The sequence below is a fragment of the Kitasatospora sp. NPDC001660 genome (genome assembly GCF_053596725.1).
In genome coordinates this window covers 126304-150771 of the sequence record NZ_JBSFGU010000007.1, presented here as the reverse complement: position 1 = coordinate 150771, position 24468 = coordinate 126304, and the positions used below count along the sequence as shown (strand labels likewise).

Sequence of the window (24468 nt, the reverse complement as noted above, 5' to 3'; positions counted from 1 at the left end):
ATAGATGGCATCAATGGAAACCATGGATCGTACGTCTTGGACACTATAGGCACAGGTCATGCAGGGTGGATCTCGCCAGGCCCGACGGGCCGGGCCGCCACGAAAGGGAGTGACCTCATGCCTGACCTCGCCGAGGGCGTCGCGCAGTTCCAGCGGGACGTCTTCCCCGCCAAGAAGGAGCTCTTCGCCCGCCTGGCCGCCCATCACGCGCCCCACACGCTGTTCATCGGCTGCTCGGACGCGCGCGTCGTCCCCGAGCTGATCACCGGGTGCGAGCCCGGCGAGCTGTTCGTCATCCGCACCGCCGGCAACCTCGTTCCCGCCTACACTCCGGGCGCGGACGGCGTCGCGGCGAGCATCGAGTACGCCGTCGCCGCGCTGGGCGTGCGGGACATCGTCGTCTGCGGCCACTCCGCGTGCGGCGCCATGACGGCGCTCGCCCACGGCCACGACCTGAGCGGCGCGCCGGCGGTCGCCGGCTGGCTGCGGCTCGCCGACGCCTCGGTGGCCCGTACCGCCACCGCCGCGGACGTACCGGCCCTGGTCCGCCAGAACGTGCTGGCCCAGCTGGCGAACCTCGCCACCCACCCGTCGGTGGCCCGCGCCCTGGCCGGGCGGACGGTCACCCTACGCGGCTGGGTCTTCGACATCGCCACCGGCCGCGTCGAGGAACTCAGGGCCACCGCCCCGCTCGCCGCCTGAGCCCACCCCCTTCCCGGGCCCGCCCCTTCGGCGCCGCCCGGGGCCCCTGATCCCGCCCGCTCTGCGCGCACGAAGCACGCGAGGGGCACCCAGCGAAAGGAACCACCCATGGTGCACGCCCAGTTCGACCCCACCGCCCGTCAGGCCCTCGCCATCGCCGCCGTCGACGCCAAGACCCGCAAGGACCTCTCCTGGCAGGAGATCGCCGACGCCTCCGGCCTGTCGGTCGCCTTCACCACCGCCGCCGTCCTCGGCCAGCACGCCCTGCCGGAGGGCTCCGCCAAGGCGGTCGCCGAGCTGCTGGGCCTGGACGAGGACGCGGCGATGCTCCTGCAGACCATCCCGACCCGCGGCTCGATCCCCGGCGGCATCCCCACCGACCCGACGATCTACCGTTTCCACGAGATGCTCCAGGTCTACGGCACGACCCTGAAGGCCCTGGTCCACGAGCAGTTCGGCGACGGCATCATCTCCGCGATCAACTTCAAGCTCGACGTGAAGAAGGTCGCGGACCCCGAGGGCGGCGAGCGCGCCGTCATCACCCTGGACGGCAAGTACCTGGCGACCAAGCCGTTCTGATCCACTTCCCTTGGTGGGGCGGGCCGCGACCGCGAGGCCGTGCCAGGCGCCCGGCCAACCGCAACGGCCCGCTGCTCTGGCGCCGGAGGGCGGACGACGAGACCCTCGCGGTTTCACGCCGTTGGGGACTGTCGGCGGGAGGCGCTTGGATGATGGCGTGCGAGTGGAAAGCGCCGTTCCACTCGCACGTCACCATGCCGTCCGTCGTGAGGAGTTCTTCCGTGTCCGTACCCACCGATGCCGCCGCCCCGTCCGCCCGGGGCGCGGCCCGTGCGCCGTACGTCGTCCCCTGTGAGGGCGAGGGGCCGTACGGGCTGCGGTTCGCGCTCGTCGACTCGGCCGGGCGGCTCGTCCGGCGGCCGGACCTCAGCTGGGTCGGGGAGTTCGCGCCGGACGGCCGCGGCGGTCACCTCGTCCCCGCCCGGGACCTGGCGGAACGCTCATCGCCGCCGAACCCCGGAGGTTCCGCATCCCCAACTCGATGAGCGGCCGCGATCGCGATCCGTACGACCTGTCCGGGTGCGACGAGGACGACGACTACGGCGTCGAGACCGGCGCGGTCGTCGTGCTGGCCCGCGGCTACGTGGACGAGATGGTCGCGGGCGAGTTCCCCTTCCTGATCGACGACCACGCCTCGCGATTCGCGCACTACCAGGACGTCCTCGCCGAGCTGCTGTCGGCCCGCTACGGAGAGCCGGTGCAGGACGACCTCAGGCTGCCGCTGTTCGGCGACTTCGAGACCTCGACGGTCTGGCGGGTCGGCACCGGCCGGCTGGTGCTGCAGGTGGCGGAGAACCTCGCGGGCGGCCACTACCAGCCGGAGCTGCGGTTCGCCCACATCGTCGGAACGCTGCCGGAGACCGGCAGCGCTGTCGGTGCCGACTCGTAGGGTCTGGCCCGTGACACCGGCCGCGACAACGGAGCCACCCCACCGCAGGCTGACGTACCGGTGAGCGCCGCCATGCGCGCGCGACGAAACGACCTCTCGTACGACACCCACCGCCCCGCGCTCTCACTCGACGCGGCCGGGCCCGCGATCTCAGCGGGCCTCCGCCGACGGCGACTTGACGCCCGTGAACCGCAGCGCCCGGTCCGCCACCGGCCCTTCGATCAGCCGCTCGACGTCCTTCTCGTACGCCATCTCGACCGTCCACGGCCCGCGCGTCCCCGCCCGTGGGAAGGCCGCGATCCCCCGCTGCACGTAGCCGGAGCTCAGGTCGAGGAACGGCACGCGCTCCACGAGCGGATCGTCCAGCACCGGTTCGACGATCCCGTGCCCGTGGGCGTCCATGTGGTCGAGCAGGCGGCAGAAGTGCGTGCAGACGAGGTCGACCTTGAGCGTCCAGGAGAGGTTCGTGTAGCCGAAGGCGAACGCGAGGTTCGGCACGCCGGAGAGCATCATCGCCTTGTAGACCGTCGTGTCCGCCGGGTCGACCGGCCGTCCGTCGACGCTCAGCCGCACCTTTCCGAACGGCGACAGGGCGAGCCCGGTCGCCGTCACGACGATGTCGGCGGGGAGCTCCCGGCCGGACACGAGGAGGATGCCCGCCTTGGTGAACCGCTCGATCCGGTCGGTGACCACCGAGGCCCGTCGCGCCGAGATCGCCTTGAACAGGTCGCCGTCGGGCACGATGCACAGGCGCTGCTCCCACGGGTTGTAGCGCGGCGCGAAGTGGGTGTCGACGTCGAAGTCCTTCGGCAGCTGCCGGCGCACGTCGGCGATCAACACGCGGCGCATCAGCTTCGGCGCGCGCATGCAGGCCTTGTAGAGGCCGCGGCCGAGCAGGATGTTCTTGCGGCGGACGATCCGGTGGGCGAGCCGGGGGCCGAGCAGCTTCAGCAGCACGGCGGCGATCCCGTCCTCGGCCCGTGCCGAGAGGACGTAGCCCGGCGAGCGCTGGAGCATCGTGACGTGGCCGGCCCGGACCGCCAGGGACGGGACGAGCGTGACCGCCGTGGCGCCGCTGCCGATCACGACCACGCGCCTGCCCTCGTGGTCGAGGTCCTGCGGCCAGTGCTGCGGGTGGACCACCCGGCCCTCGAAGTCGTCGATGCCGGCGAACTCGGGTGCGTAGCCGGCCTCGTGGTCGAAGTAGCCGGTGCCGAGGAAGAGGAACCGCGCCGTGAACGTCACCGGCTCCGCGCTCCCGGCCGGCCGGGCGGTGACGGTCCACCGCCCGGTCGCCGAGGAGAACTCCGCGCCGAGCACCCGGTGCCCGAACCGGATGCGCTCCGCGATCCCGAACCGGGCGACGGTCTCCCGCAGGTAGTCCAGGATGCTGTCGCCGTCCGCGAGGAACTTCCGGCTCGTCCACGGCCGGAAGCCGAACCCGAAGGTCGGCATGTCCGAGTCGGACCGGATCCCGGGGTACCGGAACTGGCGCCACGTGCCGCCGATCGAGTCGTGCGCCTCCAGCACGGCGAACGACGTGCCCGGGCGGCGCGCCTTGAGGTGACAGGCGGCGCCGATGCCCGAGATGCCGGCGCCGATGATCAGCACGTCGACATCCGTGCCCGTCGCCTGACTGTTGGTCGTGGTCGTCACTCGTGCCTCCTGGCCGTCGCGGTGCTGGGGACATGTCAGTCATGACCATCGCCCGACAGCGCCGAAACGTTCCACCCGACGCGGCTACGGCACCCGGCGGCCCGTGGCGGAGGCGAAGCCCAGCCAGGTGTGCCGGTTGCCCGCCCAGCACCAGCCGACCTTGGGCGCGTTGCGGCGCTCGCGCCCGTCCCGCCCGGTCCCGTTGCTGATCCAGATCGCCGGGGTGCGGGCGTCCAGGGTGCCGTTGGCCCTGCGCAGCCGGGAGCCGACCGTCATGAAGCAGCGGTTGCGCTCCAGCGCGGACGGCTGCTGGATCACCCAGTGGATGCCCTCGGCGAGCAGCAGCGGGGTGCGGGCCTGTGCGGTGAGGGCGGGAAGCGCCTCGTTCGGGCTCCAGTTGGCCATCCGGTCGCCGCGGTCGAGGCCCGTGACGAGGTAGACCGGGGCGTCGGGCAGGGACACCGTGTCGAGCGGGGCGAAGAGGTCGACGTCGGTCATGTCGGTGACGACGAAGCCCGCCTTGCCGTCGTGGCGCAGGAGCGGCGCGACGGCCGAGGCGGGCGCGTGGGCGGGGTGGATGACGAGCAGGGCTCCGTCACCGTCCCCGGCAGCCGTGGCGAAGGCGCGGAGTTCGTCGGCGGACAGCCCGGCGATCGAGTGCACCCCCAGGCCGATCAGCCGCTCGGCTTGCGCGCCGGGGGCCGGAAGCCGGGGCAGGGCGGCGGAGTCGGCGAACGTCGTTTCGAGCACAGTGCTCCCATCACTTGCGACGAATACGGTCGCACAACGCCGGCGCCCGCCGGAACATTCCCCTCGTCCGGCCCGCAACGGCAGAGCAGCCCAACTTCCGTCGTTGGTTCGGAAGTTGGGCGAACGGCTTCGGCCCCGCCCGTCACTGCGGCCGCAGGTCCAGGACGAGCTCGCGGGGCAGGCCGTGGGTGTCGTGGAGGTAGTGCAGGTCGTCCTCGCTCAGGGGGCCGCGGAAGCGGGGACGGGACAGTACCCGGCGGCCGCGTTCCAGGAGGCGGCCGAAGCGGCATTCCTCGTCGAGGAGCACCTGGCGCACCGACTCCGGATCCACGTCCTGGCGGAAGCGGTCCAGGGTGTGCCGGATCAACTCGCCCGGCAGGTCGCCGAGTCCGCGCTGCGGGTCGTCCCGGCGGAGCACGGTGAGCACCCGGCGCACCAGGCGGCGCAGCACGTAGCCGCGGCCGGTGTTGGACGGGCGGACGCCGTCGCCGATGACGACGATGCCCGAGCGCAGGTGGTCGCAGACCAGGCGCAGGGAGGGTTCGTCCAACTGCCAGAGGGTCGGGACGAGCCGGCGCCAGGGGTCGAAGACGTCGCACTCGAAGACCGAGTTCCGGCCCTGCAGCAGCGAGGAGAGCCGTTCCAGGCCGAGCCCGGTGTCGACGTTGCGCTGCGGGAGCGGGACGAGCGAGCCGTCGTCGAGCCGCCGGTGGCGCATCATCACGTGGTTCCACACCTCCACCCAGCGGTCGTCCCGGGTGGGCGTGGACTGCGGCGGGGTGTCGCCGGTCCACAGGAAGATCTCCGAGTCCGGGCCGCAGGGGCCGGTCGGTCCGTTGGACCACCAGTTGTCCTCGACGGTGAGCTCGACCGGGACTCCGCGGTCCTGCCACAGCTCCAGCGAGCCGGTGTCCGGGCCGACCTGGTCGTCGCCGCCGAAGACGGTGACGTGGAGCAGGCCGGGATCGATGCCGAACCCGTCGGTGAGCAGCCCGTAGCCCCAGTCGAGGCTCTGCGGGCCCTCGTAGTCGCCGAGGGACCAGGTGCCGAGCATCTCGAAGACGGTCAGGTGGGTGCGGTCGCCGACCTCGTCGAGGTCCGTGGTGCGCAGGCAGCGCTGCACGTTGACCAGTCGCCTGCCGAGCGGGTGCGGGCGCCCCTCCAGGTACGGCGTGAGGGGGTGCATGCCCGAGGTGGTGAACAGCACCGGGTCGCCGGGCGGGGGCAGCAGGGTCGAGCCGGTGATCCGGTGGTGGCCGCGGTCCTCGTAGTACTCGATGAAGGTGCGGACGAGCTGATCGGTGTTCACGGGGTGGCTCCTTCGCGTGTGTGCCGGGGGGAGGCACCGGACAACGAGTCCACGCGATCATCGGAACCGAGGAGGGAAACGCCTCGAAGCCACCACCGGCGGACCGTCTCCGGTCGCCGAGGGGAGGGGGAGGTACGTCAGGCGGCGGCAACCGGCGAGCTGGTCGCTCGCGCGGCTGCGGTGGTGCTTCGGTCCATGACGTCCATGCCACCGAGGCTAACGCCCCGGGCGTACCAGGGGCCACCCGATTTCCGGGGCACGGAAGCACCGGCTCCCGAGGCCACCGGCAGGGCCTCGGGAGCCGGTGTCGGGAGACGGCGGGGATCACATGTTGATCATGTGGCCGGCCAGGCCGTGGATGGCCTCCTTGACGGCCTCGCCCAGGGTCGGGTGGGCGTGGACGTTGCGGGCGACCTCGTGGACGGTGAGGTCCCACTGCTGGGCGAGCGTCAGCTCGGGGAGCAGTTCGGTGACCTCGGGGCCGATCAGGTGGGCGCCGAGCAGCTCGCCGTGGGTGTTGTCGCTGATCACCTTGACGAAGCCGATCGGGTGGCCGAGGCCGTGCGCCTTGCCGTTCGCGGTGAAGGGGAACTTGGCGACCTTGACGTCGTAGCCGAGGTCTCGGGCCTGGGCCTCGGTGTAGCCGAAGGAGGCGATCTGCGGCTGGCAGTAGGTGGCGCGCGGGATCATGGCGAAGTCGACCTCCATGGTCTCCGCCCCGCCGATGGTCTCGGCGGCGATCACGGCCATCGTCTCGGCGGCGTGGGCGAGCATCAGCTTGGCCGTCACGTCGCCGATCGCGAAGATGTGGTCGGCGCTGGTGCGGCCCCGCCCGTCGACGGCGATGGCGCCCCGGTCGGTCAGCTTGACGCCGGCGTTCTCCAGCCCGTAGCCGTTGACGCGCGGGGCGAAGCCGATCGCCTGGAGCACCTTGTCGGCCTCCAGCACCTGCTGTCGGCCGTCCTTGGTGACGGTGACGCGGACCTTGGCGTTCGGGTCGCTGTCGTCGATCGACTCGACCCGGGTCGAGGTCAGCACCTCGATGCCCAGCTTGCGGTATTGCTTGGCGAGTTCGGTGGAGACCTCAACGTCCTCCAGCGGCACCACGCGGTCCAGGAACTCGACGATGGTGACCTTCACGCCGTAGTTGTGCAGCACGTAGGCGAACTCGACGCCGATCGCTCCGGCGCCCGCGATGATGATGCTCTCCGGCAGCTGCTCGGTGAGGATCTGCTCCTCGTAGGTGACCACGCGGTCGCTCAGGCTGGTGCCGGGCAGCAGGCGGGTGGTGGCACCGGCGGCGATGATGCAGTGGTCGAACGTGACGACGTCGAAGCCGCCGCCGCTGAGCGCGACCTGGAGCGTGTGGTCGTCGACGAACGTGCCCCAGCCGTCGTACTCGGTGATGCCGTTCTTCTTCATCAGGTAGTGGACGCCCTTGACCCGGCCGTCGGCGACGGCGCGGCTGCGGCGGAAGGCCTCGCCGAAGTCGAAGGTGACCTTGCCCTCGACCTTGATGCCGAAGGTCTTGGCCTCCTTGGTGAAGATGTGGGCGAGCTCGGCGTTGCGCAGCAGGGCCTTGGAGGGAATGCAGCCCACGTTCAGGCAGACGCCGCCCCAGTACTTGGCCTCGATGATCGCGGTCTTCAGGCCCAGCTGGGCGGAGCGGACGGCGGCGGTGTAACCGCCGGGGCCCGCGCCGAGGACGACGACGTCGTAGTGCGTGCTCATGTTGCTGACTCCTCCGAGGGTGTCACGGTGTCGTGATCTCGGTCCCATGGTGGCAGGACCGGGCCCGGCGCACCCACCGGGTCTCGGCGGACGCGCTCCGCGCGGCACCGTACCCGCCCGGGGGCGGAATTGTCAGTGGCGTCCGCTACTGTGCTCGACGGCGCAGGTCACCCGGGGTGAGGCGGACGACCGGCACGCGCGTTCGAGACCCGTCCGGCCCCCGGGGCGGCACCCGGTGAGCGCCGGGTAGTCGGTGCATCCCTCGGCGCCACCCGTGTACATCAGGCCGTCACGCACCGGGCTGAGCGGCGCGCCGGTGCGCAGGCGCTCGACCGGGTCGGGGTCGGCGAGGAAGCCGTGGCCGAAGGAGATCAGGTCGGCGCCGGCCGCGAGCAGGCGGTCGGCCCCGGCCCGGCCACCGTCCTCGGGCAGGGGCCCGCCCCGGCCGAGCACCGGGTTGGCGATCAGGCGGCCGGGCCAGGCCTCGCGGATCTCCTGGAAGAGCTGAAATCCGTGTCGGCTTCAAGCGCTCCGGCACCGGCGGGCGCTGACGGCCAGGTGGGCCCGCCGCCCGAGGACGGCAGCGGGCCCACCCGGTCGTCAGGCCGCCACCTCGTGGGCGTGGTCCGCGCCCAGGCCTCCCCCGGCGCCGCCGGGGCCGCCGCCGTTCGCCGCGGGCAACACCTGCGCGGGCCGCTCCAGTTCGCTCAGGTCCCACGCGAACGTGCCGACGGCGTGGGCGATCACCGCGATGTTCGCGTCGAAGGCGTCCCGGTCGAGGTTGTCCAGGCCGTCGCAGGCCTTGTGGTAGCAGGGGTCGAAGGGCACACCCGCGGTTCCGCCGTAACGGACCTGCTGCGCGGTCGACTTGACGACCTCGGCGCCGGTGTCGGTGCCGCCCGCCGGAATGCCCGCCTCGATGAACGGGCCGTAGTCGGAGCGCCCGTTGAAGGCCACCGGTTCGTGCGGCAGGCGGCGGCGGTCGAGGAAGTCGGAGATGTGCCGCTGGATCTGCGCCGAACCCGCGGGACCGGCACCGCCGCCGGTGCTGCCGGAGCCGTCGTAGACGAACTGGCCGTAGTTCGGCGAGGCGATCATGTCGAAGTTGAGGTAGAGCCGGATCTTCTTCCGATCCGCCTCCGACAGCGACCCGACGTACGCCTCCGAACCCTTGAGCCCGAACTCCTCGGCCGACCACCAGGCGAACCTCACCTTGTTCCGCACCTGGCGGACGTTGAGGTTGCGGGCGACCTCCAGGATGCCCGCCGAGCCGGAGCCGTTGTCGTTGACGCCCGGACCGGCCGGGACGGAGTCGAGGTGAGCGCCGACGACGACGGTGTTGTTCTCGTCGCCGTCGCGGGTCTCGGCGAGGACGTTCCAGGTGGAGCGGGGCTCCATGAACGTACGGATGTCGAGGCTCACCTCGACCCGCCCGGCCGCCGCCTTCGCCGCCAGCGCCTCCCCCGCCGCCTTCGAGACGCCGCCGATCGGAATCCGTACGGCGTTCGGATCGCCGAGCGTCCCGCTCAGTCCGCCGTCCGCGTTGTTGTAGACGATCACGCCGACCGCACCCGCCGTCGCCGCCGCGGCCTGCTTGACGGCGAAGCTGCACCCGCCGCGCCGGATCAGCGCGATCCGGCCGGTGAACTCCCCCTCCGGATAGTCGGCGGGCGCGCAGCCCGTGGACGCGCTCACCGGCACCACCGCCAACTCGCCCCTCGCGCCCGCCCCCGGGCCGCTCGGCGAGTACGTCATGGCGATCACCGGCACCTGCTCGGCCTGCGGCGACACGACGTCGAGGCGCTGCGCCCGCACCTCGAAGAAGGTGTACGTGAACTCCTGCCGCGAGACCTTGAGCCCGGCCCGGCGAGCTTGCTCGTCGACGTAGCGCGCCGACTCGTCGTGGCCCTTCGAACCGGCCGCCCTGGTACCACCGTTGCGGTCCGCGATCCGCTGGAGGGCTCTCAGCGTGTCCAGGGCGTCGTCGGCGCTGCTCTCGCCGACCAGCTTGGCGGCCAACTCCGCACCGCGGCGGGCCGGATCCGGATCGGCGCTCTCGGCGCTGGCCCCGGCGAGCAGCACCGGGGTCACCAGGACGGCGATGGTCAGGGAGACTCCGGTGGGACGGGCGAACGGGGCGCTCGGGCGGCGGGGGCCCGGGCGGCGGCTACGCAGCGTCAAGGCGAGTCCTTCCGACGGTCCATGGAATCCCGATTTGACATGACCGTCACCACGCCTGCCAAGACCGCCGCGTCCACCCGGGGGACGGCGGCGGGATCGCGGCCGGATCGCGGCCGGATCGCAACGGGATGCGGACCCGCGCCCGCGCGGTGATCCTGGAGGGGCGGGGGCCTGACTTCCAGGAGTGTGACCATGTCCATGTTGGATAAGCTCAAGAGCCTGCTGAAGGGCCACGAGGACCAGGCCGAGAAGGGCGTCGACAAGGCCGGAGACGCCTTCGACGAGCGCACCGAGGGCAAGTACAGCAGCCAGGTGGACACCGCCCAGGACAAGCTCAAGGAACAGTTCCGCGACGAGCCGCCGCAGTAGTCGGCCACCGCTCCCGCGAGCCCCTGACGCCCCGGTCCGGCCGCCGTGCCGCGCCGGGGCTCAGTCGCCCTCCGGGCTCGATCGCCTCCCGTCCGGCCCGTCCGGACCGGCGCCGCAGTTCTCGCACGGCCCGGGCCCGGGCCGCTCGCGCAGCCGGCCGCATTCCGGGCACACCCGATCCAGCCGGCAGGCCGGCTCTCCGCCTTCGTCCATGGCGCCGATCGTGCCGCGCGGCGCCGCGCCCCGGCGAGTAGACATTGTCTACGCAGTCCTGGTAGACAGTGTCTATGACCGAAGAGGAGAAGGACCTCCGCACCCGCCTGGTGGCCGCCGGCGTCGAGCTGCTGGCCCGTGACGGCGTCCAGGCGCTCGGCCTGCGCGAGATCGCCCGCCAGGCCGGCGTCTCGCACGGTGCGCCGCGCCGCTACTTCCCCACCCACCGCGAACTGCTCGCCGCCATCGCCCGGCACGGCTTCGGCAAACTCACCGACGCCCTCGCGACCGTCGACGCCCTCGCCGCCACCGAAGGCCTCCCGCCACGGGAGCGGCTCACCGGCCTCGCCCGCGCCCACCTGCGCTTCGCCGCCGCCAACCCCGGCATGTTCGAGCTGATGTTCCGCCACGACCTGCTGGAGGGCAGCGGAGCCGACCTCCGCTCGACCTCCCTGCCGCTGTTCCGCACCTTCGCCCGCCTGGTCGGCGAGGCCTGCCCCGAGCGCGACACCGACACCACCGCCGTCGCCCTGCTCGCCAACCTGCACGGCCTCGCCCAGCTGCGCACCTGGGGCAGCCTGCGGCTGCTCACGGGGGACGACCGCGTCGAGCCGCTCGTGGAGGCGATCATCGACGCCCACGTCGGCGGCCCGGGGCAGCGGTGAGCGCCACCCGGCGGGAGCGCCGCACGCTCGCCGCGAGCATCACCGGCGCCGTCGTCGTGGCCCTGGACGGCACCGTGCTCACCGTCGCGCAGCCCGACCTCCAGCGCGACCTCCGCACCACCGCCGCGGCCGTCCAGTGGACCAGCACCGGCTACCTCGTCGCCGTCGCCGCCCTGCTGGTCTTCGCCGGCCGCCTGGGCGACCGGTACGGGCACCGGCGCGTGTTCGGCGCCGGTGTGGCGGGCTTCGCCGCCGCCTCCGCCGGGATCGGCCTGGCGCCGGACATCGGGTGGGTGATCGCGCTCAGGGTCGCGCAGGGCGTCGCGGGGGCCCTGCTCCAGCCCGCGACGCTCGGCATGCTGCGCGCGGTGTTCCCCGCCGACCGGCTCGCCACGCCGATCGCCGTGCGCACCAGCGCGCTCGGGCTCGCGGCCGCCGTCGGACCGCTCGTCGGCGGCGCGCTCACCGCGCACTTCGGCTGGCGGGCGGTGTTCTTCCTGACCCTCCTGCCCGCCGCTGCCGCCGGGCTGCTCGCCCTCGCCGTCCCGATGCCGGGGCCGGCTCGTGACGAGCACGCCGCCGGGCTCGACCTGCCGGGCGCGGCCCTGCTCGCACTCACCCTGGCCTGCCTCGTCCACACCCTGGTCGTCCTGCCGACCGCCGGCGGATCGGTCTCGGGCGCGCTCGGCCTGGCCGCGGCCGCCGTCCTCGGCCTCGCGTTCGCCCAGCACGAGCGGCGCACCGCCCGTCCGCTGCTGCCGCCCGCCGTGCTGCGCTCGGCGGAGGTGGCGCCCGCGCTGGGCGTCCTGCTCGCGGCGTCGGCGGCGCTCTCCGGGACGCTCTTCCTCGCCACCTACTTCCTCCAGGACGTCCTCGCCCTCGACCCGTTGCAGAGCGCACTGCGGGCGCTGCCGCTCGCCGTGACGATGGTGCTCGCGGCGCCCGCGTCGACGCGACTGGCGAAGCGTCACGGCCCGCGTGAAACCGTCGTGTCGGGCATGGCGCTCATCGCGCTGGGCGTGCTGCTGATCTCCCGGTTCGACCGGTCGTCCGGGCCGGTCGAGACAGCAGCGGGCTTCCTGCTGCTCGGGGGCGGGTTCGGCGCGGTGATGGCCACCGCCACGGTGGTCCTCGTGCGCGGAGCGGCCGCCACCCGGGCCGGGGTCGCGGGCGGCCTCCAGCAGACCGCGATGAACGTCGGCCCCGCCCTCGGGATCGCGCTCGCCACCACCGTCGCCGGACCCGCCGCCGTCGGCACGGCCCTCGGCCCCGCCGCCCTCGCCCTCGCCGCCGTCGCCGCGGGCGGCGCGCTGCTCGCCACCCGCATCCCCGGCACGGCGCGCGCACAGAACGCTCCTCAGCCGTGAGAGCGGGGCCCGGTACGGAATAACGGAGAGCAAGGAGGTTCTGACCATCGGTCACATCACCGGCCTGGACGGTTCACGCCCCTCGACCAGCACGTCGACCGCGCGCTTCTCGGCTGGCCCGTTCCTCGGCTTTCTCGGCGCACGGCGGCGGGTGAGCGCCAGCAGGAGGGCGAGCTGGACGACCGCGCCCACGGCGAGGCCGGCCCACACGCCGTTCACCCCGAGCGGCCCCGACAGGGCGGCCGCGGAGGCGAGTTGGGCACCGAGGCCGACCGCGACGGACAGCACCAGCGCCCGCCCCGCGCCCGCGGCCTGGTGCACGCCGCCGAGGGCGACCACGAGGGCGTACGGGAGGAGGTAGAGCGCCGCCATGCGCAGGAAGCCGGCGGACTGCCCGGCCACGGCCGGGTCGTCGGTGAACAGCCCGCTCACCGGCCCGGCGAGCGCCGCACACAGCACGGCCCCCACCGCGCCGAGGAGGGCGGCGAACCGGCCGGTGGCGCGGGCGAGTTCGGGCAGCTCGCCACCTCTCCCCGCACCGCCGAGGCGGGCAGCCTCGATCGCGGCGGCCTGCCGCAGCGCGTAGAACGCCATGGTGACGACGAGCAGAACCCGGTAGCCGACCCCGTACCCGGCGACGGCGGCGACGCCGAAGCCCGCGACGAGGGCGAGTTGGGCTGTCCCGACGGCCATCCGGGCGGTGAAGTCCAGGCCGAACGGCGCCCCTGCGCGGACGATCCGCCCCATCGCCGGGCCGACTCCCCCGGCGGGCCCGGCCGTCCCACGCCCGGCCGTCCGACGCCTCGCCAGCAGGCGCAGCGTGACGGCGAACGCCCCCGCCCGGGCGGCCGTCAGCGCCAACGCGGCGCCGGTCACGCCGAGGCCCGGGAGGGGCCCGGCGCCGAGGACGAGCAGCGGGTCGAGCGCGACCAGCAGCGCGTTGGAGAGCAGCGCGATCCGCATCGGGGTGCGGGTGTCACCGGCGCCCTTGAACAGTTCGTCGGCGACGCGCTGGCCGGAGAACAGCGCGAACGCCGGGAACGCGACGGCGAAGTACCCGGCGGCGAGCCCCGCCGCGGGGCCGTCGAGGAAGCCCGCCGCGAGGCGCTCGCGCAGCAGGAAGCCGGGAACGGCGAGGGCGGCGGTGCCGAGCGCGCAGAGCCGCCACGCCGCGCGGGTGGTGCGGGCGGCCTCGGCGTGGTCGCCGGCACCGAGGGCACGCGAGAGCCGCAGGCCGGTGCCCGAGGCGACCACGAGGACGAGTCCGAGCAGCAGGTTCTCGACGGTGCCCGCGAGGGTGACGGCCGCGACGGCGGCGCCGCCGAGCCCGGCCACCCAGAAGGCACCGACCACGGAGGCGATCACGCCCGACAGGAGTTCGGCGTAGACCGGTCCGGCCAGGGCGGCCAGTCGTGCCAGGTGTGTGCGCATGCTTCTCCCCCACTCGATGTGCGATACATCGAATAGAGATACCTCTCATCGATGCACATCGGCAAGAGGTAAAGTGGCGCACGCATCGGGCGCACTCCGACGAAAGGGCTTCGACGTGCTGACGCTCGCGATCCTCGGATTCCTCTACGACCAGCCGCTGCACGGCTACGAGCTCAAGTCCCGGATCACCGGCCTGACCGGGCACGTCCGGCCGGTCAGCGACGGCGCGCTCTACCCCGCCATCACCCGGCTGGAGAAGGCCGGCCTGCTGCACCGCAGGACCGAGCCGGGCAGCGGCGCCGTCCCCCGCCAGACGCTGGAGCTCACCGACGCCGGGCGGGCCGAACTCCGGCGCCGGCTGGCCGATCCGGAGGAGGCGGAGATCACCGACCAGATTCGTTTCTTCGCCCTGGCCGCCTTCCTCCACCACCTCGCCGACCCCGCCCGCCAGGCCGCGGTGCTGCGCCGCCGGCTCGACTTCCTGGAGGCGCCGAGCAGCTTCTTCTACGACGGGGAGGGCCGGCCGGTCACCGCCGAGCGCGAGCCGAACCCGTTCCGCCGGGGCATGCTCCTGGTCGCCCGCGCCTCCGGCGCGGCGGAGCGGACGTGGCTCGCGGAGACGATCGAGCAGCTGGTGGGAGCCGGCCCGAAGGGCACGGGGGCGTAGGCCGGACAGCCCCACGCCCCTGCCGAGCGGGACCGAACAGCAGGGCAGGGAAGCGGAATTCTGCCGATCGCCACCTGGTCCCATCGGGCCCCGCCATCGCTATGATGATCCGCCTCACGTCCGACGGACCCGCGGGGCACCGGTGCGGCGTGAACCCGCCGCCGGGCCCCGCCCGCTCCCCTGGAGGCCGCCGTGACCACGAGCGAGACCGCAGCCGCCCAACCCGCCCCGCTGAAGCGGGACGACATCCCCGGCTGGTTCTTCAGTCTCGACCGGGCGGCTTTCGGGCACCTGCTCTCCGCCCAGAGCGCGGCCGGGGTCGCCGGCGACATCCTCGAACTCGGCAGCTACCTCGGCCGCAGCGCCGTCCTGCTCGGCGACCACCTCCGGCCCGGCGAGCGCCTCACCGTCTGCGACCTCTTCGACTCCGACGCGGGGGACGCGGACAACGCCGCCGAGATGGCGATGTCCTACCACAAGACGCTCACCCGCAGCGCGTTCGAGGCCAACTACCTCGCGTTCCACGCCACCCTGCCGGAGATCGTGCAGGCCCCCACGTCCGTGCTGGCCGACGGCCGGATCCCGGCAGGCAGCTGCCGGTTCGCCCACGTCGACGCCTCGCACCTGTACGAGCACGTCGCCGGGGACATCGCCGTCGCCCGCGCCGCGCTCGCCGACGACGGCCTCGTCGCGCTCGACGACTACCGCTCCGAGCACACCCCGGGCGTCTCCGCGGCGGTCTGGGAGGCGGTGTTCACCGGCGGACTCCGGCCGGTGCTGCTCACCCCGATGAAGTTCTACGGCACCTGGGGCGACGCGGCCGCCGCCCGCGATGTCCTGCTCGGCCGCGACTGGCGGGCGGAGGGCTACACGGTGGACGAGGACACCATCGCCGGGGCGCGCGTCCTGCGGCTCAACTACCAGGTCAAGGCGCCGGTCCAGCGCTCCACGCCGCGCCGGCTCGCCCTGGAACTCCTTCCCCCGGTCGCCACCCGCGCGACCCGGCGCGTGCTGCGGACGCTGCGCGAGCGCCGCGCCGTCCAGCCGGTGCGCTCCGCCTGACGGCCGACCCCCGCGGGCATGCCCACGATGGCGCGCGTCGGGAAGTCGTAGCCGTCGGGGATCGGCAGTCCGACGGCAGTGCGGTGGTCGACTTGACCATCGGCGATCCGATCGATCGTGAACAACGGTCACGATGCGACCGGGTAGGCGGCCATGCCGTCCCAGGATCCCCCCGGAAATTCTTTACCGCCCGGTGACTCATCACCGCGGACCGCCAGCCTTACCGTTGTCGACGCTTGGTCAACTCCACTCCCTCACACAGGAGTAGCCATGTCCATAGCCCGTCGACGCACGCCTCGACGCGCCCTCGTCGCCTCCTCCGTCGCCCTGCTGACCGTACTCGGCGGCGCGACGCCGGCCCTCGCCGCCACCGCCCCCACCCTGGTCCACGCCCCGCTCGGCCACCACGGCGGCGGCGTGCTGCAGAGCACCAGCAGCAACTGGGCCGGCTACGCCGCCACCGGCGGCAGGTTCACCAGCGTCAGCGCCAGCTGGGTCCAGCCGTCCATCTCCTGCTCCGGTTCCGACACCTGGTCCAGCTTCTGGGTCGGGATCGACGGGGACGGCAGCAGCACGGTCGAGCAGCTCGGCACCGAGGCGGACTGCTCCGGCGGCTCGCCGGTGTACTCGTCCTGGTACGAGATGTACCCGGCGTACCCGACCGACTTCACCAACACCGTGCGGCCCGGCGACCGCTTCACCGCGAGCGTCACCACCACCGGCTCCGGGTCGTTCACGCTCACGCTCGCCGACACCACGCAGGGCTGGAAGCGCACCGTCAACAAGTCGCTGCGGAGCGCGGCCCTCGCCTCCGCCGAGGTGATCGCGGAAGCGCCGTCCAGCTCCACCGGCGTCCTCCCGCTCTCGGACTTCGGCACCGTCGGCTTCAACGGGGCGACCGTCAACGGGCAGAGCCTCGGCTCGTCCGGCGCGTCGAGCATCACCATGGCCTCGGGCGGCGTCACCAAGGCCGCCACCTCCGGGCTCAGCGGGGGCACCGCGTTCTCGGTGGCCTGGAAGCACAGCTGACGAACGGCATGCGCCCGGCGCGCCTCCTCGCCGAGGCACGCCGGGCGGTGCGTCAGAGCAGCGGGCCCGTGACCGGGAGCACCGGCAGGCACGGGACCGGGACGGGGTGCGCCGGGTCGAGCGCGTTGCGGACGTCGGCGAGCGCGATCGGGTCGTAGCCGCCTTCCAGGTGGTCGGTGGTGTCGAGTGCGCACTGGTCCTGGACGGTGAGGTTGGTGACGCGCGGGCCCGCCGGGAGGTAGGAGTTGGTGTACGGGGTGACGACCTCGTCGAACCGCGTCGCGATGACGGTGTAGTCGACGCCCGGGACGGTCATCCCGCCCGCGTTGAGCCCGGTGAGGAACGGGGAGCCGATCTCCTGCTCCACACACGCCGCGCAGACGGTGTCGAGCACCGCGTTGGCCGGCTCCAGCAGGTGGAGCTGACGGCCGAGTTCGGTGAGGCCGTCCAGCGTGGTCCCGCCGTTGTTGGGGGTGATGCCGACGAGCTTCGCCACCTTGGCCGCGCCGCCGAGGTTCTTCAGGTAGTAGCGCGGCAGCAGGCCGCCGCCCTGGGAGTGGCCCACGAGGTCGACCCTGCCCGCCCGGGTGGCGGCGAGGACCTCGTCGACGAACGCGGACAACCGCTGAGCGGAGTCCGCGATCGGCCCGAGGCCCTGGACCGGTGAACCCGGAGCGCCACCGTAGTCGAAGGCGAAGACGCAGTACCCCGCGTCGGCGAGCAGCGGCGCCGCGCCGCGCCAGTTGTCGTTCATGTTCTCGGCGGTGCCGTGGACGAGCACGACGGGCTCCGGGTGGGCGGCACTCGGCCGGCAGGACCAGTCGTTCGCGCCGGGCGGGGCGCCGTCGGGGGCGAAGAAGCCCTGCGGGAAGCCGACCGCGTAGTGGTACTCGACCGGGTACGCCGTGGCCGCGTCGGCCGGCTGGGCGGCGGTGGCCAGCAGGCCGGTCCCGGCGAGTGCCGCGACCGCGAGCGCCCGTGCTCGCTTCGTTCTCATATTGCACGCCTTCCGGTTCGCGCCGGAATTCCCTGACATCCGGCGACGGATCCCGAAGCTAGGTGCGCCACGATGGATCGTCAACGGATTCGACAACGCCCTGCCGCAAGTTCTTTCCCAGCTGCCAGGAATTTCTCCCACGCGCGCCAAAAACTGTCACCCGCGCGAGTGTCCGGTAGGCCACCGGCCGTCCGACGGGTGCTCAACCCCTTGCCGGAAGTATTGACTGACCAGTAACACCGCCGCATACTCACACGACGTGACAGCACCATGGGCCGCCCTTCCGCGCGGTTTCTCCACCGAACTCAGAGCCGAACAGAAGGGCCTCGCCGCCGAGATCATCAGGGAGATCCGGGCGGCCATTCCGGAATTCTCCCGCCCCCTCTCCGGGAAATTCGGCGCGGGAATCCAGCACGGCGTCGAGACCGCGCTCGCCGAGTTCGCCGACCGCGTCGAGGACGCCGCCGGACTCGCCCCGGAGCGGCTGCACGTCTACCGCTCGCTCGGGCGCGGTGAACTCACCGAGGGCCGCAGCCTGGACGCGCTCCAGGCCGCCTACCGGCTCGGCGCCCGGGTCGCCTGGCGGCGCTACGCCCGCGTGGCGCGACGCCGCGGCCTCGGGGCGGACGCGCTGGTGACGCTGGCGGAGGCGGTGTTCGCGCACATCGACGAGATCGCCGCCGCGAGCGTGCGCGGGTACCTCGACGCGCGGGCCGACCGGGCCGGGGCGCTGGGCCGCGCCCGGCACCACCTGCTGCGCGCCCTCCTGGACGGCGCGAGCGAGGACGAGGTGCGACGGGCCGCCGACGCGGCGGACTGGGCGCTGCCCTCGCGCGTGGCCGCGGTGGCGCTGGACGCCCCGGGCACGGACCGGCCCCTGCCGTCCCCGCCCTCCTGGCCGCCCCGGCTGCCGGATCCGGTGCTGGCGGACCTGGAACCGCCCGAGCCTTGTCTCCTGCTGCCGGAACCGTTCCTGCGGGACGGCGCGGTCCGCGACGCCCTGCGCGGACGGGGAGCGGTGATCGGCCCGACCGTGCCGCTCGGCGAGGCCGCACACTCCCTGCGCTGGGCCCGGCTGCTGCGCACCCGGCTGCCCGATCCCCCGCCGCCGGAGCCGGCGGACTGCCACGACCACCTGTCCGAACTGCTGCTGCTCGCCGACCGCCCACTGGTCCGGCTGATCGCCGAACACCGGCTGGCGCCGCTGAACGGCCTGACCGCCAAGCAGGCCGACCGGGCGGCGCAGACGCTGCTGGCCTGGCTGCAGACCGACCACGGCAGCGCACCCGAGGTGGCGGACCGGCTCGACATCCACCCCCAGACCGCCCGCCAACGCCTGCACCGCGTCCAGGAGTTGTTCGGCGCGGCGCTCACCGGCCCGGGCGGCCGCTTCGAGCTGGAGATCGCCCTGCGCGCCCGGGCCCTCCGCCCGGACGGGTGACCGTCACCTACCGAGGCGGGGCGCCGTGGAGCAACCCGCCGGCATCATCACACGGAGCCCACGCGACAGGGGATGGCCCCGCGCGGCCCCGTCCGCGCCCACCCGCGCGGGCTGCTCATCCCCCGACCGCCTCGGGCACCGGAGAAGCGTCCACGCCCGGAGCGGCCAGGCGGCCGGCCGCGAACACGGCCAGCCCGGCGAGTACCGCGAGGCAGGCGCACAGCGGCCACAGCAAGCCGGGCGCCGACTGGTAGAGCGCTCCGCCGAGCGGTGGGGCGAGGACGGTTCCGGCGGTGGAGGCCCCCGCGTACAGGCTCTGGAAGCGGCCCTGGAACTCCGGCGGCGCGCTGTCGGCGACGAAGGCCGTCGCCGGGGTCTTGTAGAGGATCTCGCCCGCCGTGACGACCACCATCATCACCACGGCGGCGCCGACCGACGCCCCCGCGACCAGCGCCGCGAAACCCGCGCCGACCAGCAGCAGGCCGGTGCCGATGATCCGCAGCGGTGCCCGGTCGCGCAGCGCCATGGTGACCACCAGCTCCAGTGCGAGGATCAGACCGCCGTTGATCGCCAGCACCGCGCCGTACACGCCGGTGCCGATCCCGTGGTCCGCGAGGAACACCGGCAGGATCGAGTACTGCTGCCGGTAGACGGTGTCCACCACCACGATCGCGGGCAGCAGCACGAGCACCGCGGGCCGCTCCCGCAGCGCCGCCCACATCCCGCCCCCGGTGGCGGCCCGCCGGCTGCGCGGCTGGTCGGCGGTCAGCACGCGCGCGGCGTACGCGGCGAACAGCAGCGACCCGAGCCCGTCGGCGCGGAACAGCCACTCGTACGAGTAGTGGGTCGCGATGAACGCGCCGAGCGGCGGCCCGATGGTGAACCCCGCGTTGCCGGCGAAGCGCAGCACCGCGAAGCCCTGCCGCCGGTCGCCGGGCGGCACGGCCACCGCCACCAGCGCCGAGCTGGCCGCGCGCACCGTTCCGGCCGCGTACTGGCAGACCGGCAGCACCAGGAGCAGCACGGCGGTCGGCAGCACCGGCAGGGCGATCAGCCCGGCGCCGCCGACCGCGGCCCCGGTGAGCAGCGTCCGGCGGTGGCCGAAGCGGTCCCCGAACCAGCCGCCGGTGAAGTTGCCCGCCACGAGGCCGAAGCCGCCGGCGCCGGCGATGGTCCCGGCCGCGGCCGTGCTGAGCCCGCGCGAACCGGTCAGGTAGACGAAGAGGTAGACGAAGGTGAAGGACACCATCGTGTTGGCGAAGCCCCCGGCCGCCAGCAGCCAGACCGTCTTCGGCAGCGCCCGTAGCGCACCCCTGTCCCGCGCACTGCCGCTGGTCCCGTTCCGCACGGCCACCCCCGCTAGTCCGTTCCTTTTCGGAACGGACTATCTCAGCCCGGCGGGGCTATGGTCAACGACGTGATCACTCCCGGAAGGAGGCCAGGATGGTCCGACGCGGCGGCCCGGAGGACGACAACTGCGCGATCGCCCAGGCCCTCGACGTGGTGGGGGACAGCTGGACGCTGCTGATCGTCCGCGACGCGGCCCGCGGGCTGAACCGCTTCGAGCAGTTCCAGCAGGAGCTCGGCCTCTCCCGGAAGGTGCTCGCCGAACGCCTGCGTCTGCTCGTCGACTCCGGCGTGCTCACCCGCGAGCCGTACCAGGAGCACCCGCCGCGCCACGAGTACCGGCTCACCCCGCGCGGGCGCGCCCTGCTGCCGGTCCTGGTCGCCCTCCAGGACTGGGGCGACAGCTGGCTGCTCGGTGACGGCACGCACACGGCCACCGCCGCCGAGGACTCCCAGGAGGCGGAGCGCGTACACGCGCTGCGCGGCACCCGGATCCCCCAGCTGCTGCTCCCGGGCGCCGACGGCGAGGCGCACGATCCCGTCGCCGCGGGCGCGGCCACCGTCCTGTACTGCTTCCCCGGAGCCTTCGCCCGGCCCGAGTCCTACCCGCCCGGCTGGTCGTCGGTGCCGGGGGCACCCGGCTGCACCCTGGAATCGCTGACCTACCGGGACCGCCTCGCCGAGTTCACCGCCGCCGGTGCCGTCGTGCACGGTGTCTCCACCCAACGCCCGGACGAGCAGCGCGCCTTCGCCGACGCCCAGGACCTCGGCTTCCCGCTGCTCTCCGACCTCGCTCTCGGCCTCACCGGCGCCCTGCGCCTGCCCACCTTCCGAGCCGCCGGCACCACCCGCCTGAAGCGGCTGACCCTGGTGGTCGACCGGGACCGGACCATCCGCGAGGTGTTCTACCCGATCACCGACATCACCGCGAGCGTGACGGCCGCCCTGGCCGCAGCCCGGGCCGCGCACCGGAGGAGTGACAACCCCGTCACCCGCTCACTGATCGCCGACGGCCACTGACCGACGTCGGAACCACTCCTCGGGGTCAGGGCCTGCCATCCCTCCCGGCCGCCGTCGCACGCAGGGCGTCGACGGCGAGGCGGGCGGTGGTGCCGATGGCGGCGTCGGCGGCGGGGAGGGTGATGGTGGTGGCGGCGGCGCGGGTGAACACCGCGAGGGCGTAGCGGCCGCCGTCGGGGTACTCGACGACGCCGACCTCGTGGCGCAGGGTCGGGAGGGTGCCGGTCTTGCCGTGGACGCGGACGTCGTCGAACGGGAACCCGGAGGCGAGCCGGTGCGGCCAGACCTGGAGGCCGAGCAGGCGGCGCAGCGCGGCGCCCTGTTCGCCGGGGCAGGCGTCGCCGTGCCAGAGGGCGGCGAGCAGGGCGGTCATCTCGCGGGCGGTGCTGTGGTTGGTGAAGGCCGGGTCGAGGACGCGGAGCCTCGCGACGACGGCGGGGTCGACCGGGGAGTCCGGGCCGGTGTCCTCGGCGAGGGCGCCGAACAGGTCGCGGAGCTTGTGGACGGCGACGGTCCGGGTGAGGCCCAGGTCGGCCATGGTGCGGTTGACGGTGTCCAGGCCGACCGCGTCCCACAGCACGTCGGCGGCGGTGTTGTCGCTGACGGCGACGGTCAGGTAGGCGAGGTCGCGCAGGGAGAGCCGGGCGGCGTCGAGCATGGCCGCCAGGCCCGTCCGCCCGGGGGTGCGGCCGGCGGCGGGGACGTCCACCTGCCGGGCCAGGTCGATCCGTCCGGCAGCGGCCTCGCGGAACAGCGTGACCAGGAGGCAGACCTTGTGGACGCTCGCGGTGCTGACCGCGGTGTCGGCGCCGACGGCGACCTCGGCGCCGGTGTCGAGGTCGCGCGCGTGCAGGCAGCCGCTGACGCCGGCGTCGGCGAAGGCGGCGGCGATGCGGGCGCGCGCCGTGCGATCGGCTCTGGTGCGGTCGCTGGTCACAGCGGGAACTCCATTGCGGGCCGGGGGAAGAGCGGGCGGTTGGGCGGCTGGGGCAGCAGGCCGCCGTGTTCGGTCAGCGCCTCGTGGGCGGCCTCGGCGAACAGTCGGACGGCGGGTCCGCCGCGCCCGGCCGGCCAGGCCGTGGAGATGCGCCAGGCCAACGGGGTGCCGGTGAGCGGACGCCAGACTGTACCCGGCGGCGGCGCGGTGCGCGGCACCAGGGCGACCGCGCTGCCGGTGAGCACGAGCGCGCCGGCGACGTCCGGGCCGGGCGGGTCGACGACGGCCTCCGGGGTGCAGCCGTGCCGGGTCAGGGTGGTGAGCATCTCGTCGTACAGCGCCGGGGCCGTGGCGCGGGGGAAGAGCACCAGGCGACGGCCGGTCAGCTCGGCCACCGCCAGCTCGGCGCGGTCGGCGTACGGGCCCCCGGCTGCCAGCAGGACGCCGAGCGGCTGGTGCAGGATCGGCCCGAAGGCCAACCCGGCGGCCGGGCACGGGTGGCGGACGACGGCGACGTCCACCGTGTGCTGGGCGAGTTCGCGCACCACGGCCGCGACCGGCAGCTCCCGCAGTTCGAGCCGGGTACCCGGGGAGGCGCTCTCGAAGCCGGTGAGCAGCGCGGCCAGGGCGGCGGACCCGAGCTCGGGTGGTACGGCGGCGCGCAGAGTACCCGCCCGACCGGTGCGCAGGTCGGCGGCGGTGGCGAGGAGACGGGCGGAACTCTCCAGCACCTCCTCCGCCTCCGCGAGCAGCAGCCGGCCCGCCGGGGTGAGGTCGACCCCGCGCGGGCCGCGGTCGAACAGGGTCACGCCGAGTTCGCGCTCCAGGCGCTGGATCCGCTGCGAGAGCGAGGGCTGCGCGATCCGCAGGCGCTCGGCGGCGCGGCCGAAGTGCCGCTCCTCGGCGACGGCGCGGAAGTGGCGGAGGTGCCCCAACAGGTCCATGGGCAGCAATCATAGGCATTTCGATATAGGTCTCTTCATCATCATGCTCTTGGACTGGGGACCTGACGGCCTGTTTAGCTGAGGGCGACGGCACAACCCGCCCTGGAGATGACCGATGACGCCTGCGCTCCGCCGCCCCCGTACCGCGCTGCCCGCCGTGGCCCTGCTCGCGACCGCCCTGATGAGCGGGTGCGGCCATGCCGGCAGGAGCAGCGACAAGAGCCCGCCGGCGCCGGCGGCCGCCGCGACGACTGCTGCAACCACCGAGTCCTTCGAGGAACTCGAGCAGCACTTCGGCGCCCGCCTCGGCGTGTACGCGGTGGACACCGGCAGCGGCCGGGAGATCGCGTACCGCGCCGACGAGCGGTTCGCGTTCGCGTCCACGATCAAGTCGCTCGCCGCCGGGGCCCTGCTGCGCAAGGCCTCCGACGAGGAGCTGGACAAGGTGGTCGCGTACCGCCAGGAGGACGTGCTGAAGTGGGCGCCGATCACCTCGCAGCACGTCGCCACCGGCATGAAGGTGCGCGATCTGGCCGCCGCCGCCATCGAGTACAGCGACAACACCGCGGCCAACCTCGTCATGGCCGAGCTCGGCGGCCCGGCGGCCGTCCAGCAGTCCCTGCGCTTCCTCGGCGACATGACCACCAGCGTCGACCGCACCGAACCCACCCTCAACGAGGCGACCCCCGGCGACACCCGCGACACCAGCACGCCCCGGGTCCTCGCCGCCGACCTGCGCCGCTACGTGCTCGGCGACGCCCTCAAGGAGGACTGGCGCCAGCTGCTGACCAGCTGGCTCGTCGGCAACACCACCGGCGCGCCGTACATCCGCGCGGGCTTGCCCGCCGACTGGAAGGTCGGCGACAAGACCGGCAACGCGGGCTACGGCACCCGCAACGACGTCGCCGTCGCGTGGCCGGCCGGCGGCCGCAGCCCGATCGTCATCGCCGTCCTGTCCGACCGCGGCAAGGCCGACGCCACCTCCGACGACGCTCTGATCGCCCAGACGACGAAGGCCGTCGTCGGCGCCCTCGGCTGACCCGCCCCAGGTCCCGGGAGCTCCGGCCCACGGCGACGCTTCACACCTGCTGACCCGACTCACCCGCCCAAGGGCACCGCTGACGATGCCCTTGTCCCGCCGCCGCCTGCTCACCGCCTCCGCAACAAGCGCGGGCGCCACTG

Annotated in this window: 24 protein-coding genes; 13 read left to right on the top strand and 11 right to left on the bottom strand. The window is 73.6% G+C overall.

The window, feature by feature from the left end:
• Window positions 1-117: 117 nt before the first annotated feature.
• The 4 genes from ACWCXH_RS10760 to ACWCXH_RS10745 all read left to right on the top strand — a co-directional run bounded on the left by ACWCXH_RS10760 (window position 118) and on the right by ACWCXH_RS10745 (window position 2170).
• A complete protein-coding gene (locus ACWCXH_RS10760; protein ID WP_449801037.1) occupies window positions 118-702 on the top strand; it encodes a carbonic anhydrase in 585 nt (194 codons plus the stop codon).
• A 108-nt stretch (window positions 703-810) separates the two neighbouring features.
• A complete protein-coding gene (gene cynS, locus ACWCXH_RS10755; protein WP_449801036.1) occupies window positions 811-1281 on the top strand; it encodes a cyanase in 471 nt (156 codons plus the stop codon).
• A 221-nt stretch (window positions 1282-1502) separates the two neighbouring features.
• Complete coding sequence (locus ACWCXH_RS10750; protein ID WP_449801035.1) at window positions 1503-1766, top strand: hypothetical protein; 264 nt, start codon at window positions 1503-1505, stop codon at window positions 1764-1766.
• Entirely contained in the window at window positions 1763-2170 is a 408-nt protein-coding gene (locus ACWCXH_RS10745) for a hypothetical protein (protein WP_449801034.1), read from the top strand. Before ACWCXH_RS10750 ends, ACWCXH_RS10745 begins: the two co-directional genes overlap by 4 nt.
• Before the next feature lie 150 nt (window positions 2171-2320).
• On the opposite strand, the gene ACWCXH_RS10740 is transcribed toward ACWCXH_RS10745, so the two are convergent.
• The 6 genes from ACWCXH_RS10740 to ACWCXH_RS10715 form a co-directional block, all read right to left on the bottom strand.
• Complete coding sequence (locus ACWCXH_RS10740; RefSeq protein ID WP_449801033.1) at window positions 2321-3826, bottom strand: flavin-containing monooxygenase; 1506 nt, start codon at window positions 3824-3826, stop codon at window positions 2321-2323.
• Window positions 3827-3910: 84 nt separating this feature from the next.
• A complete protein-coding gene (locus ACWCXH_RS10735) occupies window positions 3911-4576 on the bottom strand; it encodes a DUF5701 family protein (protein WP_449801032.1) in 666 nt (221 codons plus the stop codon).
• Between the two features lie 142 nt (window positions 4577-4718).
• On the bottom strand, window positions 4719-5885 hold the full coding sequence (locus ACWCXH_RS10730) for an alanine--tRNA ligase-related protein (RefSeq protein WP_449801031.1): 1167 nt from the start codon (window positions 5883-5885) through the stop codon (window positions 4719-4721).
• A 324-nt stretch (window positions 5886-6209) separates the two neighbouring features.
• A complete protein-coding gene (lpdA, locus tag ACWCXH_RS10725; RefSeq protein WP_449801030.1) occupies window positions 6210-7616 on the bottom strand; it encodes a dihydrolipoyl dehydrogenase in 1407 nt (468 codons plus the stop codon).
• Window positions 7617-7748: 132 nt separating this feature from the next.
• Window positions 7749-8069, bottom strand: coding sequence for a hypothetical protein (locus tag ACWCXH_RS10720; RefSeq protein ID WP_449801029.1), 321 nt, complete (start codon window positions 8067-8069; stop codon window positions 7749-7751).
• A 147-nt stretch (window positions 8070-8216) separates the two neighbouring features.
• Window positions 8217-9791 (bottom strand): M28 family peptidase, encoded by a 1575-nt coding sequence (locus tag ACWCXH_RS10715; protein ID WP_449801134.1) that lies wholly within the window; start codon window positions 9789-9791, stop codon window positions 8217-8219.
• A gap of 198 nt (window positions 9792-9989) precedes the next feature.
• Here ACWCXH_RS10715 and ACWCXH_RS10710 point away from each other — a divergent pair, with 198 nt between their 5' ends.
• The 3 genes from ACWCXH_RS10710 to ACWCXH_RS10700 all read left to right on the top strand — a co-directional run bounded on the left by ACWCXH_RS10710 (window position 9990) and on the right by ACWCXH_RS10700 (window position 12411).
• Window positions 9990-10166: an antitoxin gene (locus ACWCXH_RS10710; RefSeq protein ID WP_449801028.1), complete on the top strand. Its 177-nt coding sequence runs from the start codon at window positions 9990-9992 to the stop codon at window positions 10164-10166.
• Between the two features lie 287 nt (window positions 10167-10453).
• Window positions 10454-11044: a TetR/AcrR family transcriptional regulator gene (locus tag ACWCXH_RS10705; RefSeq protein WP_449801027.1), complete on the top strand. Its 591-nt coding sequence runs from the start codon at window positions 10454-10456 to the stop codon at window positions 11042-11044.
• Window positions 11041-12411, top strand: coding sequence for an MFS transporter (locus ACWCXH_RS10700; protein ID WP_449801026.1), 1371 nt, complete (start codon window positions 11041-11043; stop codon window positions 12409-12411). The genes ACWCXH_RS10705 and ACWCXH_RS10700 overlap by 4 nt, the downstream gene beginning before the upstream one ends.
• Before the next feature lie 51 nt (window positions 12412-12462).
• Here ACWCXH_RS10700 and ACWCXH_RS10695 read toward each other — a convergent pair whose 3' ends face one another.
• On the bottom strand, window positions 12463-13842 hold the full coding sequence (locus ACWCXH_RS10695; protein WP_449801025.1) for an MATE family efflux transporter: 1380 nt from the start codon (window positions 13840-13842) through the stop codon (window positions 12463-12465).
• 115 nt (window positions 13843-13957) lie between these two features.
• Here ACWCXH_RS10695 and ACWCXH_RS10690 point away from each other — a divergent pair, with 115 nt between their 5' ends.
• From ACWCXH_RS10690 to ACWCXH_RS10680, 3 genes are all read left to right on the top strand, one after another.
• Window positions 13958-14509 (top strand): PadR family transcriptional regulator, encoded by a 552-nt coding sequence (locus ACWCXH_RS10690; protein ID WP_449801133.1) that lies wholly within the window; start codon window positions 13958-13960, stop codon window positions 14507-14509.
• Window positions 14510-14701: 192 nt separating this feature from the next.
• A complete protein-coding gene (locus tag ACWCXH_RS10685; RefSeq protein ID WP_449801024.1) occupies window positions 14702-15571 on the top strand; it encodes a class I SAM-dependent methyltransferase in 870 nt (289 codons plus the stop codon).
• 270 nt (window positions 15572-15841) lie between these two features.
• Entirely contained in the window at window positions 15842-16600 is a 759-nt protein-coding gene (locus ACWCXH_RS10680; RefSeq protein ID WP_449801023.1) for a G1 family glutamic endopeptidase, read from the top strand.
• 52 nt (window positions 16601-16652) lie between these two features.
• On the opposite strand, the gene ACWCXH_RS10675 is transcribed toward ACWCXH_RS10680, so the two are convergent.
• Entirely contained in the window at window positions 16653-17597 is a 945-nt protein-coding gene (locus tag ACWCXH_RS10675) for an esterase/lipase family protein (RefSeq protein ID WP_449801022.1), read from the bottom strand.
• 259 nt (window positions 17598-17856) lie between these two features.
• On the opposite strand from ACWCXH_RS10675, the gene ACWCXH_RS10670 reads away from it, so the two are divergent.
• On the top strand, window positions 17857-19038 hold the full coding sequence (locus tag ACWCXH_RS10670; RefSeq protein ID WP_449801021.1) for a helix-turn-helix domain-containing protein: 1182 nt from the start codon (window positions 17857-17859) through the stop codon (window positions 19036-19038).
• A 115-nt stretch (window positions 19039-19153) separates the two neighbouring features.
• On the opposite strand, the gene ACWCXH_RS10665 is transcribed toward ACWCXH_RS10670, so the two are convergent.
• Window positions 19154-20392, bottom strand: coding sequence for an MFS transporter (locus tag ACWCXH_RS10665; RefSeq protein WP_449801020.1), 1239 nt, complete (start codon window positions 20390-20392; stop codon window positions 19154-19156).
• Between the two features lie 89 nt (window positions 20393-20481).
• On the opposite strand from ACWCXH_RS10665, the gene ACWCXH_RS10660 reads away from it, so the two are divergent.
• A complete protein-coding gene (locus ACWCXH_RS10660; protein WP_449801019.1) occupies window positions 20482-21405 on the top strand; it encodes a winged helix-turn-helix transcriptional regulator in 924 nt (307 codons plus the stop codon).
• A 25-nt stretch (window positions 21406-21430) separates the two neighbouring features.
• Here ACWCXH_RS10660 and ACWCXH_RS10655 read toward each other — a convergent pair whose 3' ends face one another.
• Window positions 21431-22342, bottom strand: a complete 912-nt coding sequence (locus tag ACWCXH_RS10655; RefSeq protein ID WP_449801018.1) for a serine hydrolase — start codon at window positions 22340-22342, stop codon at window positions 21431-21433.
• Window positions 22339-23286 carry a LysR family transcriptional regulator gene (locus tag ACWCXH_RS10650; RefSeq protein WP_449801017.1) on the bottom strand — a complete coding sequence of 316 codons (948 nt, stop codon included), beginning with the start codon at window positions 23284-23286 and terminating at the stop codon, window positions 22339-22341. The genes ACWCXH_RS10655 and ACWCXH_RS10650 overlap by 4 nt, the downstream gene beginning before the upstream one ends.
• Window positions 23287-23401: 115 nt before the next feature.
• On the opposite strand from ACWCXH_RS10650, the gene bla reads away from it, so the two are divergent.
• Complete coding sequence (bla, locus tag ACWCXH_RS10645; RefSeq protein ID WP_449801016.1) at window positions 23402-24325, top strand: class A beta-lactamase; 924 nt, start codon at window positions 23402-23404, stop codon at window positions 24323-24325.
• Window positions 24326-24468: the final 143 nt, after the last annotated feature.